The sequence below is a fragment of the Reichenbachiella sp. genome (assembly GCF_965233835.1).
Taxonomy (GTDB): Bacteria; Bacteroidota; Bacteroidia; order Cytophagales; family Cyclobacteriaceae; genus Reichenbachiella.
Genome location: NZ_OZ247585.1, coordinates 990,699 through 1,007,609, shown reverse-complemented (window position 1 = coordinate 1,007,609; position 16,911 = coordinate 990,699). Strand labels below are relative to the sequence as shown.

The window sequence follows — 16,911 nt, the reverse complement described above, 5'->3', positions numbered from 1 at the left end:
AATCCCTGATTAATAGATAGTTACACATTATTCAGGCTTTATATGTGTACTCTTACTGTTCACTTTTGTACAAAAAATAGGTCAATCCTGTACATAAAACCTTTTTTTCATTAGAGACGTAGCCAATTTTTCTTCCTAAGCCTGTGATGCCTTTTAGCTTTCCGTTATCTTGTTGGGTGCAACTAACAGTGCTTCTACATGAATGAAAAGCTAGACATCGACAACCTGCCCACCCTTACAGAAATGTTGTACCACTGGGAACAGGTTAAACCCGACGAAGTTTTTCTACGGCAGCCAGTAGGAGATCAGTGGACAACTTATTCTTGGGGTGAATCCATGGATCAGATAAGGAGAATGGCTAATTATCTACTGAGCCTACAACTACCCCCCTTAAGTAAGGTTGCGTTAGTGTCCAAGAATTGTGCACATTGGGTACTGGCGGATCAGGCCATTACCATGGCAGGGCATATTGTTGTCCCCATCTACCCTACACTCACGGCAACTCAAATCAATGAAATTCTTATTCATAGTGAAAGTCAGGTCATTTTCACTGGTAAACTCGACGAATGGGAAAATATGAAAGAAGGTGTACCCGAAGAAATGCATGGGATAGCCCTTCCCTTGAGCCAAGAAGAATCCTATATGAGTTGGGAAGATATTATTAAAAACACTCCTCCTCTTAAAGAAAATCCAATACCAAACCCTGAAGATTTAATAGCACTATTGTACACTTCAGGTACAACTGGCACTCCCAAGGGGGTGATGCTCTCGCATCACAATTACCAATTGGCTGTGAGGGCAGTGGAAAAAGTTATCGAAGTGATTTCTAAGCCTCATACACTGTTCTCCTATCTCCCACTTTGTCATGTGGGAGAGCGAGTAGCTGTAGAAACTACCGCCATATATTCAGGAGGCACCATTTCGTTTGTAGAGTCACTGGATACGTTCGTTCAAAATTTACAAGGAACTAGACCAACTATCTTTTTTGGCGTACCTAGAATCTGGTCAAAATTTCAGCTTGGTGTATTAGAAAAAATACCGCAAAAAAAATTGAATTTTTTATTCAAAATTCCATGGCTCAATGGATTCATTAAAAACAAAATCAAGAAAGGGCTAGGGCTGGATCGTGCCGAAATCATCATTACTACTGCGGCACCATGTCCCAAAGCACTCCTGGATTGGTATGGCTCGATAGATATGCCCTTGTTGGAATTATATGGCATGACCGAAAACCATGGCGTATGTACCATTATGCCACCAGAAAAAACGAAAGTGGGCAGTGTAGGTAAGGCTTATCCTGAATGCGACCTTGTTGTAGACAAAGAAACGGGTGAAATACAAATGAAAGCCGATTGGGTCATGGCTGGGTATTACAAAGAACCTGAATTGACTGCTCAGGTAATGGAAGGGGGTTACCTGCATACTGGAGACATTGGTACACTGGATGACGAAGGGTTTCTATTTATTACAGGCCGGCTCAAGGACACATTCAAAACCGCCAAAGGAAAATTCATCGTCCCCAGTCCGATAGAATGGGGATTTGCTTTGAATAATGACGTGGAACAAATTTGTGTACTCGGTAGAAACCTACCTCAGCCCATAGCCTTGGTGGTGCTGTCTGAAATCGGGCTGAAAAAATCTCCAGAAGAAGTTTTTGAAAGCTTATCGGCCACCATTGGTGAGATCGTAAAAGACCTGATGAATTACGAGAAGATTAAAAAAGCAATCATCGTACATGAACCCTGGAGTGTCGAAAATGGAATTCTTACACCAACAATGAAAATCAAACGCAATGTACTTGAGCACCGTTATACTGACAAACTAGAAGAATGGTACAGTCATCCTGAGACTATCATTTGGGAACAGGTACCTACTTGATCTCATTGTTCTTTGTAGTTTTGCGGGAAATAATAGGAGTGTAATGAATGTAGTGCAGAACAAGGAAACAAAATTTATTGACTTGGGTCTAATTGATTATCAAGAGGCCTGGGATTACCAGACAGAGCTGTTTGACCAAACCGTAGCACTCAAAATAGAAAACCGAAAGAAGGAGGATTCAGAACAAATCATCACCCCCAACTATCTAATTTTTTGTTCACATCCTCATGTATACACACTCGGAAAGTCCGGTGACCAAGCCAATCTTTTGCTGGATGACCAAGGTCTAAAAGAAAAGCACGCTACTTTTTATAAAATCAATCGCGGAGGAGACATTACCTATCACGGACCAGGGCAGATTGTAGGCTACCCTATTCTCGATTTAGATAATTTCTTTACAGATATTCATAAGTATCTGAGACTACTAGAAGAAGCGATCATTCTAACGCTTGCAGATTACGGAATTGAAGCAGGTAGAATCGATGGACTGACGGGTGTTTGGATAGATATTAACCACCCAGCCAAAGCTCGAAAAATCTGTGCCATGGGGGTAAAATCAAGCCGATGGGTGACCATGCACGGGTTTGCCTTCAATGTAATGACAGATTTGAATTACTTCCAAAACATCATCCCTTGTGGTATTGATGATAAGGCTGTGACTTCGCTGGAATTTGAATTAGGTGAGAAGCCGGATATGGATGAGGTGCAGGAAAGACTAAAAGGACATTTGGCTAGGCTATTTGAACTTCAATTAATTGAAGGCTAAAGCACAATCTTACCCAACTTGTCCATCACCTCTACTTTATAGTTTCTTCCCACCGGAATGCTTTCATTATTCAGTTCTATCTCGCTGGCAGAATAGCTTTCTATTTTAGGAATGTTGATGATAAATGAACGATGCACCCTGATGAAATGATTGGCGGGAAGCTTCGTCTCTAATACGCTGATTTTTTGATGAGTGACTACTTCCTTTTCTGCGGTTTTAATTTTCACGTAGTCCTTGATGCTTTCAATATAGAGAATGTCCCTAAGGCCAACGCGAATCATTTTTTTATCACACTTGAAGAAGATAAAATCATCACCCTCAGCACTGGTCGAAATCTCCACTTCTTTCGATTGGTTGAGTGCTTTAGACACCGCCTTCATAAATCTATCGAATGATATAGGCTTGAGTAAATAGTCCAGTACCTCTAGCTCAAACCCTTCTAGTGCATACTCTCGATAAGCTGTGGTGAAAATCACTTTCGGAGGGTTGGTCAACGTTTTCAAAAATTCTATACCTGTCAACTTTGGCATCTGAATATCCAGAAAGATAAGATCTACAGGTTCGCCTGACTGAATGTAATCAAAAGCCTTGATTGCATTTCTAAACTTACCTACCAACTCCAAAGAATCTATGCGCTCAACATACGATTCAATGACTTCAATAGCCAGCGGTTCATCATCTACGATTATACATTTCATACCGTTTTCCTAAAGTTTATTTCCATCATTACAGTAAAAGTCTTGGCTCCATCTATGATGTCCAAATGGTAGTCATGTCTGTACAATAAGTCCAGTCTTCGCTTCACGTTTTTCAGACCAATACCATGCTCATGGTCATCCAATCGCTGCGTTTCACTTTTACTATTTTCAATGCTCAATTTGAGTCTATTTTCAATAATTGACAAATCCAGATACACCCAGGATTTATCCAGTTCTTCATTCACCCCATGCTTAAAGCTATTTTCCAGAAAAGGTAAAATAATCATGGGTGCTATGTACACGCCGCTGGTTTCCCCAGTGATCATGGCTTTGATATCAAGATTGTCACCATGCCGCATGCGCTCTATTTCAATGTAATTTTTGATAAAATTCAGTTCATTATCCAATGGCACCTTTGGAGCATTGCATTCATACAACATATAATTGATCAGCTCTGAAAGCTTCAAAACCATCTCTGGTGCATGATCAGATTTTTTTAGCGTAAGCGCATAAAGATTGTTGAGCGTGTTGAACAAAAAATGCGGATGAATTTGAGTTTTCAAAAACTTCAACTCGGCTTCTAATTTTTCATGGGCAAGGATTTGTTTGTCTTGTTGATTAACATACCAATGTTTTAAAATTTTGATCGTGGTTGCTAAAAAAACTACTGGATAAATCTGAACGATACCCTTGAAAATCTTAAACATCAAAAGCACAGGCTCATTCAAATATTTAGGGTAGTAAAGCGGATACTCTACATAGTAAGTAATCAACCTATAAAGTGTACCTCCAGTAAGCGCTGAGGCGATCAGCAAAAAAGCAAAAGATACCCACTTACCCTTCAATACGTATTTGGGCAACAACACATAGATGGTATAGTAGGTTATTATAACTTTTACCGGCAGGTAAATCAGTTGATCTATAAAGGCAAGCTCCCATTCGCCCTTATAGCTTCCCCATAAAACGGCATGGAAAACAACATAGCTGAGCCAAAATATAATATGGCTAAACAGTCTGTTTTTAAACAATTTCCCGATGCTGGTTTCAATATTTCCCATTGCAACAAATATACGGTTTCAATTAGTGTTTATACTGATTTGGCTACATACGGCCAATTGCAGCGTTCGAATGGTAGATATTCATCAATAAAGTACATCTATTGGTAGATATTGGCCAATTAGCCTTTGATATCGACCATTAGTCACATACCGTCAACTTTGGTACTCAATCCCGTTAATTTTGTAGACTCAACGAACTACTAATGATCTATCGACTGACTGCCCTATTGATGTGTAGCCTTGCTACGCTCTGCTTTGGTGGCAATAACAAGACTGGTAATAATCAGAACTTTCAACTCCAGATTGAAAGAATTGATGCCGAAGTAAAGCTCGATGGTCAGCTCGAAGAACCATTTTGGGCCGAATTGACACCCTCATCCGATTTCATCAATAAATGGCCGCAGGACACTGGACTGGCTAAAGCTAAGACTATTGTAAAACTCGCCTATGACGCCAATTTTTTATATGTATCTGCAGTTTGCTACCAAGAAATGGATGAATTGGTGATCCAGTCCCTCAAAAGAGATAACACAAGCGCCTTTTGGGATAGTGATGGGTTCAGCATCCTCATAGACCCAATCAATACTAAGACCAACGGATATTTGTTTGGTGTAAATGCAGGCGGAGCTCAAGTGGAGGCCACACTGACGGCAAGAGGAAGTTCGACCAATATGGATTCGAATTGGGATAACAAGTGGTTTTCGGCTGTAAGCAAGCAAGAGGACCATTGGACTGTGGAAATGGCCATCCCTTTTAAAACATTGAGGTATAACCAACACAACACAAACTGGGGAATCAATTTGGTGAGAAATGACATGAAAAGAAATGTCTATTCAACCTGGGCCCATGTGCCCATTGAATTCGATGGCATCGAGCTTGGGTACTTCGGTACCTTAAATTGGGATACACCTCCGGCAAAAACAAAAGGAAACATGGCATTGATACCCTACATTTCTACCGCACGATCAAAAGATTATGAAGAAGGAGAACCAGGGGAGAGTAGTTTTGATGTTGGAGGAGACGCCAAAATAGCCCTAACCTCTTCTCTGAATTTGGACCTGACTGTGAATCCTGATTTTTCTAATGTGGATGTTGACCAGCAAGTAACCAATGTCTCGAGATTCAGTGTGTTTTTCCCTGAGAAAAGAGGTTTCTTCCTGGAAAATAGCGACCTGTTCTCAGACTTTGGAACCTGGGCAGTTCGCCCTTTTTTCTCCAGAAGAATTGGTATTGACGAAGACAACGAACCAGTACCGGTAGCTTTTGGTGCAAGAATATCAGGAAACATTACTGATGGCATGCGTATTGGTATCATGGATGTTCATACCAAGGCTTCAGGGGATCTTAGTCCCACCAACTATTTCGTAGGAAGCGTCCAGCAAAGGTTTTTGAAGCGATCCTCTGTTAAAGTGCTTTTTAACAATAAAGAAGACTTTCCTGAAAATGAACTTTCTGAAAGGTCGTATAACCGAACCGGAGGCGCGGAAATCAACTACGTTTCAGAAAGCGGCCAACTCAACGCCTCATTAAAAACGCATTGGTCAACCACAGAAGAAAAGCTAGAGGAAAATCAGTTTATTGCCCTGAATGGCAACTATAGAGGAGAGAACATACGAGCTGGGTTTAGCTACAATAAAGTAGGTGAAAATTATATCGCTGAAATGGGATTCACACCAAGACTCAATCACTACGATGCGGAGTTAGATACCACTATCAGAATTGGTTATCACTCCATCAACCCATGGATAGGCTATGTGTGGAATGGTAGTGATGAAAGTTGGTACAGAAATGCGGAGTTGTTCACCTGGACAGTTTTTGAATATAATACAGATGGGGAAATAATGGCTCGCAGAACCTCACTCAACGGTGGCATTATTTTTCAAAACAACTCAAGAATGTGGCTGGGAATACTCAATAGATCAGTTACTCTACAAGTACCTGCAGACCTGATTGGCGAAGATGTTCCACTACCTGTCGATCAATATGATTTCAACTACTATCGAACCAGTTACTCCACCAACCAGCTAAAAAAACTGTATTCCAGTACCGAATTTAATTTTGGAGGTTTTTTTAACGGAACCAGGATAGAATTTGGTCAACAGATTAGCTATAGGGTTCAACCTTGGGGTGTTTTTACTATAGACTATAGAATGAACAAAATAAAATTAGCCGAAGGCTACGGCGAAACCACTCTACATCTTGTTGGGCCAAAGGCAGAAATTAGCCTAAGAAACAATATGTGGTGGACGACATTTCTTCAGTACAATACCCAAGATGAGAACTTCAACATCAACAGTCGCTTACAATGGAGATACAAACCTATGTCAGATTTCTTCCTTGTTTACTCCGACAATTATGCCACGACTGATTTTAAAACAAAAAACCGAGGATTGGTTTTCAAACTCACTTACTGGTTGAGTATTTAAAGACTTTTGTGTTTCAATTGAAAGAATTTGGTTTACTTAGTAACAAATCAATATTGAAATATGCGATCCCTGTTAACAACCTCCCTTCTTCTCGCTTTGGTACATGCTTCTTTTGGTCAAGATCAATGGCTGGTCACAACTAAATTGGATACCATATATGGTAAGATTTATATGGACACTGGTGACCCTCTGAGACCCGATGCCGCAAGGCTCACTAATGAAAATGGGAAAAATGTCTATAAATCCTACAACCTATTCGCGGTCCACCTGGGTTCACACAAAGATTACAAGACACTAAAAATCGACGGTCGATATCAATTTGCAAAAGTGGATTTAGTAGGTGAGTATCTTAGTAGATATCTTTATAAAGATCCTGAGCTCGTAGGCACAGCAAATTTCTCATTACCAATTTTAGTCAACTGGAAAGGGGAACAGTACAAAATAGGTCGCATGACTTCCAGAAAAAAATTTGCTGAGTACCTGAAAGATTGCCCGTCTTTAAAAGATCAAATTTTAAATAAAGATATAAAGAAGTCGAAAGACATGGAAGTAGTTATTCTTCGGTATAACATGTGCATTGATGAAGCTCGAAATCAGCCACCTGAAGATACTCGCATGCAAAAATTAAGTCCTCAAGAGAAATTCCAATTATTTGTTACCGATCTAAAATCCAAGAACCTCTATGAGGGTCAATTAGTTCCTATGCTCAATGACATTGAACAAAAAATAGAAGCGGAAGAATTCATTCCAAAATATTTGCAGCAAGTTGTTCTATCAGAACTTGGCGAGAATGAGGAGCTGAAGGCTCAATTTTTAAAGATAATAGAAGACTAATATACCGAGGCGGTTACACCCATCGGCTCGAGTTCAAATCAAATAATAACAACGGCGAATCAGTAGCCAGGCATTAAATATTTTGGTCGCCAAATATCTACTGGATAGATGAACAATCTTTTTCTTAAAAAAAGCGAAAAAAAATAGTTTATTTAGTGCCACATCAATTTTTAGTTATGCGCGTCCTGGTCTTTTTCTCCTTTTTTTCATTTGTTTCATTGACCTCCTATAGCCAGGAGCAATGGCTAGTAACCACCCAAATGGACACCGTTTATGGTAAGATTTACCTTGAAACCGGTGATAAGTACAAAGTAGATGAGGCACGTGTAAAAGATGGTAAAACCAAAACTGGTTATAAAGCTTATCAGGTTCGTTCTGTTCACTTAGATGAAAATCAGGACTTTGAAACTTTAAAAATTGATGGCAGGTATCAATTTGCACAAGTTGACATCAAAGCAAAGTACTTCAGCAGATACTTGTACAAAGACCCTGAATTAGGTACATCTTCCAACTATGCATTAAAAATTCTAGTCAACTGGAAAGGAGACCAATACAAAGTCAGTAACCTAACCTCTAAAAAGAAGTTTGCCGAATATTTTGAAGATTGTGAGTCAGTAAGTAACAAAATCGAAGCTGGAGAATTAAAAAAGAAAGATCTTGAAAAGATATTTGCTGAATATGATGCCTGTCTAGATGCTGCGAACAGCCAAAACACAATAGCTGAACCTATCTCAGAAATCACTCCAACTGAAGTATTACAGCCATTTATTGAAGATTTAAAGTCGCAAGAACTTTACAACGGCGAGATTATAACAATGCTGGAAGATATTAGTCAAAGGATGAGAAACAACCAAAGCATCCCCAACTATCTACAACAGGCGGTGCTATCACATCTGGGTGAAAACGAAGAAATGAAAGCCAAGTTTTTATCACTAGTAGAAAAATAAAAAAGCCGGAGAGGTTGCCCTCTCCGGCTCGTATTTATATTAAATAATAAAAGGTTGCGATAAATTAACGGCTAAGTCAGCTATTTATTCTTTGGTGAACTTTTTGATTACAGATTTTCCTCCTTCATCAACCAATTGAAGCAAGTATATACCTGATTTCAAGGTGCTTACATCAACTTTACTATTCACCAGTTGGCCACTGGAGATTCTCTTACCCATAAGGTTGGTAATTCTATAAGACACTTCATCTCTAGTAGTAACAATATTTAAGAAATAGCCTACTACTGGATTAGGGTACATATCTACACTTACCGGAGTACCTATAGAAGAGGACGGTGTTCCTCCAAAAGCAAAGGCACTAAAGCCTGCACCACCTACACAGAATGGCGTAGTCTCACTTGAGCCAAAAGACCCTCCAGACGCCAACGTAGTACTTCCGTCTGTCAAGCTGTACGATCCACTACCATAAGAACAGCAAATACCGTCACCATAGGTGTCATTAATTACAAAATCATAACATCCATCATCCAAAGTAACATTAACGTTCAATGTTGATCCATCAGGCTGAGAGCCATAAGTACCACCAGAAGAAACCACGGTACTTCCGCTGAGAATTTGCCAGCTGGTCTCCTCAGGGTAGTTATCAAATGTCAAAGTAAGCGTCACATCTGTTGTTCCGCCAGGCCCTCCTGTGGTGAAGGAAATGTCATCAACAGCAATGTCTCCTGTATAGCTAGACCCTGTGGTTCCAGCAAACCTAAGTTTTACCACACCCCCTGCATAGGAGTCCAAATTAACATTCGCCGTCTGCCAGCTATTGCCTTGATTGCCAGACTCAGACCATACCGATGACCAATTGGTATCATCCGTAGTAGCTTCCAGCACCAGTGAGCCCATAGTAGCTCCATACATATGATATTTAAAGGAGAAACTAGCCGCTGTCTCTGTTGAGAGGTCATAACATGGACTTTCTATTTGAGTAGTCTTGCTTGGATAGTTTGGACTCGAAGCTTCTACATAGATGTAGTAGCTCCCTTCCGAAGCACTACTAGGACCCGTACTACCTGAAGGTGTTGACCCTGTTCTCCTTGACCAGTCTAAATCGTCTCCACTTAAATTAGTCCAACCACCAAAGCCGGACTCAAATCCCTCTGCATATGGAATGGTCTCCGTAGATGAACAAGTCATGCCCGCACTTTGGGTGGTTACGTTTACGGTATTGCTCGCATCCGAAACATTACCAGCCAAATCCTTAGCTCTAACACTAAATGAATAAGCGGTACCAGCAGTCAAACCAGTGATGTCAGCTGAGTTAGTAGTGACAGTTCCAATATTAGTGGCGCCCTGATACACGTCATAGCCTGTTACACCTACATTGTCTGTGGATGCAGTCCAATTGAGTGTAAGCGTAGTCTGTGTAATGTTTGATGCAGCTAGGCTTGTGGGTGCCGTTGGCGCCTCAGTGTCTGAAGAACCAGTTACCAAATTGACCGTGTAGTCTTCTACTTCTCCATATTGAAACGACTCGCAAGAAGTAGGAATGCCATTGTACTTCATGGACACTCTCATTCGGGTATTGCCATTGGCCGCTGCACTTGGTACCGTGAATGATCCACTAACCGGAGAAGTTTGCGATGCAGCTTGGGAAAATACCTGTTCTCCCGCATCAGCAAAATCACCATCTTGATTGTAATCAATCCAAACTGAGTAGGCTTCATTATAAACCGTGCCTGCCCAAGTTGGCGTGATAGTTATGGTGTATTGATCACCTTTAGTTAAGCTGGTCGATTGAGTAGTATAATCACCGTACCCTCCAGATGAAGCACCTGTTGAATTATCGATAGTATTGAGCTGAACTCTACCGATGTACTCATCAGAAGTATTATTCCCATTGGATGAACAATAGTTGAGTGGTGGTGTTCCTGTGGTAGTTACGTTTAGATTGGACGAAAGTCCGCTGCCACCAGTACCACAGTTAGCTACTACCGTACAAGCATATTGTGTCCCTGAATTCAATCCAGTAGCAACATGGCTGGTACCTGCAACATTAGTCGAAGAACCTCCAACCGTAACGGTATATGACGCTGCTCCTGAAACAGCACTCCAAGAAAGGGTGAACCCATTGTTATTAATACTTGATGAAGCAAAATTGCTTGGTGCAGCCAAAGAACAAGTCTGTACATATTCTGACCCAACACCCACAGCATACCATGAATTGGTTACGGCTATTTCCTGAGCTGAACCAGAACCGAATAGCTCCACTGCCGATTGAATAGAATAAGTTCTGAAATCTGCATAATCTGAATTAGTATTAAGGTAAACGGACTCCGTTCTCCAAACGATAGCAGCAGCATCGTCAACACCAATGCCAGTTACACTGTAGGAATCATTGTTATCATTGGTATCAGTCTCACCCGCCACCAACACATAAAACCAGTGATTAGTTACACCACTATTGGTATGTACGCCACAGTAGTCGTTCTGATTACTCGGTGTACAGTTTTGGCTTACCCAGTTGGTGCCACCATAAGTATCCGGATCACCGTAAGCCTTAGGGTTTGACATAGATCTAAACGTTTGTCCGATCTCTGTTCCCAAATTCCAAAGGTCTTTATTCAACCCATAGTTTTGATTGACATAGTATTCGACACAAGCTCCCCAGATATCGCTTAGTCCTTCGTTCATAGCACCTGATTCTTTTTCATAAACCAAATCTGCAGTACCCGTACAAAATGCATGACCGATTTCATGGGCTGTAATATCTACAGTGGTCAATGGGTCAAGGCTATTGCCTTTTCCGTATACCATCACATAGCCAGTCCAGAATGCATTGTCATTATACCCACTTGGATATCCGTATACTGACTCGATATCCGTGTTTACATGACTCTCGATAGACGCTCCATTTCCGTCATAACTATCTCTATTGAAATTGCTCATAAAGAAATCGTAAGTAGCCTCAGCAGCAAAATGTGCATCTAGCGCAGCATTGTCCTTATCTGCATTATCATACTCTCCAGCAGTCCAACTGTTGTTGTTGTCCGTGTAATCCGAAGAACCATTCGGTCTACCTGTGGTTTGATTGGCACTTGTAGCCGTGGTACCATCATAAGTCAAAATGCCATTTCCTCTGGAATAGTCTCTCAACCTGTAGCTACCGCTATTGCTATCGGTAGTGATGGTCTGGGTTCCGCTATAGCGGGTAGCCCCTGACCCTACTGCGTCTGCATGTTTAATTACACTGTTGTATCTCACTATCTCACCAGTTTTAGCATCGATATACACATAGGCATTCACGAAGGGCTTATTGCCCAAAATGTGAAACTTGTAGGCTAGACGAGCTTTGTATCCATTAGAAGTATTTTGGACTATGACCAACTCTCCATCGGATTTGTCTTGAGACAGCGTGGCAAACTCACTGGCCTCAGTCGCTGACTTAGCTGCACTTAAAGCTGATGAACCTGTTATTTGAGGATTGATATCAACCTCAGCTATTGTTGCGTAGTTACCTGTCATATGAGTGGGCACGCCATTTTTGGAGTGAATGGTGTAAGTGGACCCTTCTACTCTTATGCCTTTGTAGAAGTGTTCAAATTTCTCGTGGCGATAGCCTAGTTGATCGTCCTCTGTCTTGAGGGGTTTCATCTCTTCAGAGGAACTCATGCGCAGTTGATTTCTCAACAATTCAGTTTTGGACATTTGTCCTTGGCTAGCTTCTAGCCGGATAAAGGTTTTGGATTTGTCTTGAGCAAATCCTTGATAGCAGACACATGCCACTATCAAAAGGGTGTATAACACTCTTTTCATAATAATTGGGTTTAGTTGAATAATTAAATTAGTAAGTATGATCGGACAGTCTAGCTGCTGTTAGACTGGGTTTGATCCAAAAGAAATGTGTGTGAAGTCGAAAAGCTATAAATTAAGCTATAGCAATATTTTCGATATAATATTTCGACTGATGCCGAATATAATAGCGTATGCATTTGGGTTAGGTTAGGTTAAAAAATATTATTCTGAATCAGAATAATCCCACAATATAGATTTTTAAAATCAATTAAACAAAAAATGCCGCTTATGGTTAGTAAACGGCATTTTTTTACTAACGAGTGTTAGTATTTAACCTTGATCTATGATCCAATCACAAAAGATTTCATGGCCATTGACCCCATCAATATAGATTCATTAAATGAGGTTAGTTTTTCGTCATTCTGGCCCAAAGCTAGTGTATAGAGCATAGGGAGATAATACTCATTGGTTGGGATGGAAAGCAACGCTTCTTTTCCCAGTTTTGAATAATTAACTAACTCCATATGCTTTCTCTTCCCGAACTGGCACGCTTGCCAAGCATTCTTTATTCAAAAGATTTGCTAATACTACAACGTGATCTAGCGCATTTGCAACGCGTTCGCATATTCCCACCTGTATTCCAACACGCCTTACAAACGTGAGCTATTGGCAGACATTCAACGTTAGTATGGACCTACTGAGTACGATATTTATAACTATGCTCTTCGATAATATTTGCATCCTGATCCTTCACACTTAGCAATCGACCTAATTCATCATAATTATAATACGTTGTATTACCATTAGGATCCGTTTGGCTAGTCATGCCAACCCCCAGATCATGGGTATAAGTAGTGATCCTAACATCTTTCAAAAGAGGGTCTTTTCTGAAATGATTCAAAGCACTACGCAAACTTTTCTCATTACAACTTTCACTATCCAAACAACGATCATTATCAGCATCTGACAGGTTCTGAAGGTTGCTCACGTAAGAACTTATATAAGAATAATTTGCACCTTCCACTTTTGCTATTGGGTAAGTATCGTGATACCCCCAGATGTAAGCAGTCGGTACTTCACTATTATCATCCACTTGTACCGGATTAGAAACCAAATCGTATGCAATTTTCATTGCGGAAACATTATACCTGTAATCCTTTACACCATTATTGTTAATTCTAAGATTTAACAATGCTTCAGGTATTTTTTCGGAAATTGTTAACTCGTCTACACTAATCAGTTTTCCTGAAGAATATTCAAAACTGTTGCCTCCAATCACCCTGTTTCCATCCGGGTCCTTTACCAACTTCAAAGTCTCTATTGGCAATCCTGTCAAGCCATCAGTAATCATATCTTGAATTTCACTATTTGGGTTGTTTACATCACCAGCATAATAATTTCTGGTGATTTCACTCTTCGTGCTTGTTTGCATCTCTGATTCTATCAACAGCTGATTATTAGAATCATAGGTATGGGATACTGTGGATACAACATCAGTACCATCATTATACATCGTACTCATCACTTCAGATGTTTGAACATGTCCAATTTTCACCACATAGGACCCTAAGTTGAAATGATGATCTTGCAATGAGCCATTGGAACCTTTGTACCCTACTTTCAGTACTTGCGTTGTGTACGACTTAGAACGATAGTCCGTATCGATCTCTTTTACTAAATCTCCATTTGCATTTTTTACTTGTGTAAGATCAATCAGACCAGTGGCATATGATGAACTGACAGCTGGCTGAAATGGAGGAGCTTGATAGATCAGGTCCGCCTTGGTTGAAAAGTTCAAAACCTGATACCCATTAGTCCCGTCACCTTCAATTAGTTTCACTTGCTTGTATCCAATATGACTTCCCTGGGTAGTAGCCACACTATGTCTATTGGATTGTAGCACGAGCAAAAAAGGACACTCTACGTCAGACAGACTACCAGAAGCCACATAACTTGAACTACTATATATATAGTTGGGTTCATCATATATAAATCCACTAGAATGTCCATTATCCTGCGTGTATTCATAGTCTATTGACTTACTGGGTGCACCATAATCTTCATGTTTTTCTATTTTGGATACTCTAACCCCCCCTGTGTACTTTGAGTCCATCTTATATCCTGTATAATCTTCATATGACACTTTAATAAATGCTTTATCTACAAATTCATCACATTTAAATGACGCTTCTGTTTGCATCGTATAAGTACCCGGTGATAGAAATAGAACAAACGGTTCTCCGTCATGTTGAAAACCCTCACTGTAACTTGCTATCTCCGTACCATCAGCATCCAAAATAGTTACTGCCGGGGGCATATTTGCACCCAAGTATTTGTCTTGAAAATAAGCTATATCCAGTCTAACATTCACTTGAGCCTGATAGGATATACCTCCGGGCTTTGGTGATATTATAAAATATTCTTCATTCATTGTGGTAGTCAAGGGTGTCCCACCTGAACACTGATTCGTCGTCCCTAAGCTTTCTACTTCTTTTGACTTTTTCACTGTTATGTATTCATCAAGTTCTACGTCATTGACAAATCTGTACTCATTCAATTCAAAAGTATAAGTATCAAATCCTCCTGTCGGATATACTATTTTATATAACATACCTTTTTTGGATCCAGCTAGTGATGGTGAGCGGTCAGCCCCACCGTACAATTCGTCAATTCCTGACAAATGATTGACTACATAAGACGGGAAAGCTTCATCACTCTGATTGTCATTGGCAAATCCCCAATGATCGTAGGCATTGCTTCCTCTACCTGGTAGTGCTCCGTGGTAATAAAACCGATAAGGTGGTAACTCACTTACTCCATTGGATTCTTGCAAGCTGACCAACGTCAATCGTCCGGTACTATAACCATGCGAAAGAGAAAATTTTCTGATCAAATCGCTTCCATTTTTTATCTCAATGGCACCAAGCACATTCATGTTCGAACCAGACAAATCGGTCCTAGCTACTCCAGGAGCCAAATCAATGACCATTTGATTATGACTCCCCCTCACCTTTGAAAGGTGCTGCCCATAAATCGTTACATTCGATTGATTCTGAGAATCTGTGCCTGTGGTAGTCCCTCCACAGACAGAGTTTGGGCTAAGGTTATGTGACCTAGAGATAGAATGAAAAATGTTGTGGTCTTCTTGAGTATAACTTTCATAGTCAAAATAAATATGTCTAGTATCTGCCGCATTCGAAATCTGTGTCAGATACCAAGAAGAATTGTAAGCTTGAATAGGTGATATCCCACATCGCTGAATACTCGTAGAAATGATTGATGTGCGCTCTACTGCTTCGAAGCGATAAGTAAAACCATTTCCAGCAGTAATGACCCATCCGGCTAACTCTGAATCCATGGCCACACCTTCCCAAAGTGGCGTAACGCTTACCTTACTAGTAGAAGAAACCACAATATTTTTATCCCAGTCGAAATAGAATCGACCAGATATACCATTAAAATTGAAATTGAAAATGTCGGGTTGCGAATCCTTGCACCCCTCTCCGATTTCTCTCAAAAGCCCCAACCTCGATTGATCATTGGGTCCGGCCATCAAATAATTATGATCTACGGTTTCACTTCCCCAAGAAGATCCTGCCAAGCTCAGGAAACCATTGATATCATCTGGCTGACCAACCATAGCTCGAGATACTGCTCCTCCAGCCAAAAGCGTCCAACCCAGACCCGCTCGTGAAGCCACTGTACTAACCGGAAAACCAGCCCCATGATAACTCAGCGATATCGGTACTTTCACATCACCTTCTTGATAGGTATGAATAGGGATATTGTGTGAAACAGCTCCCGTATACTCTGAGATCTTAAAGTCAACATACTGTGTAATACTGCTCGCCTCTGGTGAAGGGGGCAAAATATTAGGTAAGTAATCCTGTGCCTGCGATATGACACTACTGCTCAAAAGGATGAAACAGATCCAAATAATTCGAATCCATCTTTTTTCCTGTTTTATTCTTGCAAGAATTCTTTTTTGATTGTTAGGGACCATTTTCATTTATATTTTTAGTTTCAATTGCAGCACCCATTACAAATGGGTGCAATTAAACTTTCTTCTTTCTAGGTATAAGCTACAAGCTTGTAGCTAAATCAGCACGCTTTACAAAAGCGCGCTAGTGGGTTCTATTTCACGAACGCATCGCCGACGCGCCCGATCGGGGTTGATAGCTGGACTGATGGTTGGATACATGACTTCAATTCCCAAATTCATCTTTATTTATTACTAAATAAAATTGTTCTAAAGTACCAGTTAATCCTGCTAGTGTAGAAAAGGTCATAGCCAAAAAATAAATCTCGATGATTGTAAAAAGAACTATAAAAATGCCTAATGCTATATAGACCCAATGTCCATTTTTTATAATAGCTGAAATGTTAGATCTTTTTATTAGAAACCATTTCATTATTGATAACAAAACTAAAATAGGTAAAATTATTAGTGGAATAACTAATAAAAATAACCCGTCATTATTTGTACCCCAAAGGAAATAATCCACCTTAAATGACTGT

General features: G+C 40.2%; 10 protein-coding genes. 5 read left to right on the top strand and 5 right to left on the bottom strand.

Going from position 1 to position 16,911, the window contains the following annotated elements; translation table 11 throughout:
• Positions 1-198: 198 nt before the first annotated feature.
• The gene (locus ACO6S2_RS04260; protein ID WP_422361280.1) at positions 199-1,878 is read left to right on the top strand and encodes an AMP-binding protein; all 1,680 of its coding nucleotides are present in this window, start codon (positions 199-201) and stop codon (positions 1,876-1,878) included.
• A gap of 43 nt (positions 1,879-1,921) precedes the next feature.
• Positions 1,922-2,644: a lipoyl(octanoyl) transferase LipB gene (gene lipB / locus ACO6S2_RS04255; protein WP_422361279.1), complete on the top strand. Its 723-nt coding sequence runs from the start codon at positions 1,922-1,924 to the stop codon at positions 2,642-2,644.
• On the opposite strand, the gene ACO6S2_RS04250 is transcribed toward lipB, so the two are convergent.
• Both ACO6S2_RS04250 and ACO6S2_RS04245 read right to left on the bottom strand, forming a co-directional pair.
• Positions 2,641-3,342 carry a LytR/AlgR family response regulator transcription factor gene (locus ACO6S2_RS04250; RefSeq protein ID WP_422361278.1) on the bottom strand — a complete coding sequence of 234 codons (702 nt, stop codon included), beginning with the start codon at positions 3,340-3,342 and terminating at the stop codon, positions 2,641-2,643. The two genes, lipB and ACO6S2_RS04250, sit on opposite strands and share 4 nt — an antisense overlap.
• Positions 3,339-4,400: a sensor histidine kinase gene (locus tag ACO6S2_RS04245; protein ID WP_422361277.1), complete on the bottom strand. Its 1,062-nt coding sequence runs from the start codon at positions 4,398-4,400 to the stop codon at positions 3,339-3,341. Before ACO6S2_RS04245 ends, ACO6S2_RS04250 begins: the two co-directional genes overlap by 4 nt.
• Before the next feature lie 203 nt (positions 4,401-4,603).
• Here ACO6S2_RS04245 and ACO6S2_RS04240 point away from each other — a divergent pair, with 203 nt between their 5' ends.
• The 3 genes from ACO6S2_RS04240 (at position 4,604) to ACO6S2_RS04230 (ending at position 8,607) form a co-directional block, all read left to right on the top strand.
• A complete protein-coding gene (locus tag ACO6S2_RS04240; RefSeq protein ID WP_422361276.1) occupies positions 4,604-6,826 on the top strand; it encodes a DUF5916 domain-containing protein in 2,223 nt (740 codons plus the stop codon).
• 60 nt (positions 6,827-6,886) lie between these two features.
• Positions 6,887-7,660 carry a hypothetical protein gene (locus ACO6S2_RS04235; RefSeq protein ID WP_422361275.1) on the top strand — a complete coding sequence of 258 codons (774 nt, stop codon included), beginning with the start codon at positions 6,887-6,889 and terminating at the stop codon, positions 7,658-7,660.
• A 176-nt stretch (positions 7,661-7,836) separates the two neighbouring features.
• A complete protein-coding gene (locus ACO6S2_RS04230) occupies positions 7,837-8,607 on the top strand; it encodes a hypothetical protein (protein WP_422361274.1) in 771 nt (256 codons plus the stop codon).
• 84 nt (positions 8,608-8,691) lie between these two features.
• Here the strand turns inward: ACO6S2_RS04230 and ACO6S2_RS04225 are convergent, their stop codons facing one another.
• From ACO6S2_RS04225 to ACO6S2_RS04215, 3 genes are all read right to left on the bottom strand, one after another.
• Complete coding sequence (locus ACO6S2_RS04225; protein WP_422361273.1) at positions 8,692-12,414, bottom strand: M4 family metallopeptidase; 3,723 nt, start codon at positions 12,412-12,414, stop codon at positions 8,692-8,694.
• 320 nt (positions 12,415-12,734) lie between these two features.
• Positions 12,735-12,917, bottom strand: coding sequence for a hypothetical protein (locus ACO6S2_RS04220; protein WP_422361272.1), 183 nt, complete (start codon positions 12,915-12,917; stop codon positions 12,735-12,737).
• 170 nt (positions 12,918-13,087) lie between these two features.
• A complete protein-coding gene (locus tag ACO6S2_RS04215) occupies positions 13,088-16,402 on the bottom strand; it encodes an RHS repeat domain-containing protein (protein ID WP_422361271.1) in 3,315 nt (1,104 codons plus the stop codon).
• Between the last annotated feature and the right edge of the window lie 509 nt (positions 16,403-16,911).

What these genes read in the sequence shown, in the direction of transcription:
- ACO6S2_RS04225 (WP_422361273.1), bottom strand. Translation starts at nt 12,414, where the DNA reads ATGAAAAGAGTGTTATACACCCTTTTGATAGTGGCATGTGTCTGCTAT.
- ACO6S2_RS04240 (WP_422361276.1), top strand. Translation starts at nt 4,604, where the DNA reads ATGATCTATCGACTGACTGCCCTATTGATGTGTAGCCTTGCTACGCTC.
- ACO6S2_RS04245 (WP_422361277.1), bottom strand. Translation starts at nt 4,400, where the DNA reads ATGGGAAATATTGAAACCAGCATCGGGAAATTGTTTAAAAACAGACTG.
- ACO6S2_RS04230 (WP_422361274.1), top strand. Translation starts at nt 7,837, where the DNA reads ATGCGCGTCCTGGTCTTTTTCTCCTTTTTTTCATTTGTTTCATTGACC.
- ACO6S2_RS04215 (WP_422361271.1), bottom strand. Translation starts at nt 16,402, where the DNA reads ATGAAAATGGTCCCTAACAATCAAAAAAGAATTCTTGCAAGAATAAAA.
- lipB (WP_422361279.1), top strand. Translation starts at nt 1,922, where the DNA reads ATGAATGTAGTGCAGAACAAGGAAACAAAATTTATTGACTTGGGTCTA.
- ACO6S2_RS04220 (WP_422361272.1), bottom strand. Translation starts at nt 12,917, where the DNA reads ATGGAGTTAGTTAATTATTCAAAACTGGGAAAAGAAGCGTTGCTTTCC.
- ACO6S2_RS04260 (WP_422361280.1), top strand. Translation starts at nt 199, where the DNA reads ATGAATGAAAAGCTAGACATCGACAACCTGCCCACCCTTACAGAAATG.
- ACO6S2_RS04250 (WP_422361278.1), bottom strand. Translation starts at nt 3,342, where the DNA reads ATGAAATGTATAATCGTAGATGATGAACCGCTGGCTATTGAAGTCATT.
- ACO6S2_RS04235 (WP_422361275.1), top strand. Translation starts at nt 6,887, where the DNA reads ATGCGATCCCTGTTAACAACCTCCCTTCTTCTCGCTTTGGTACATGCT.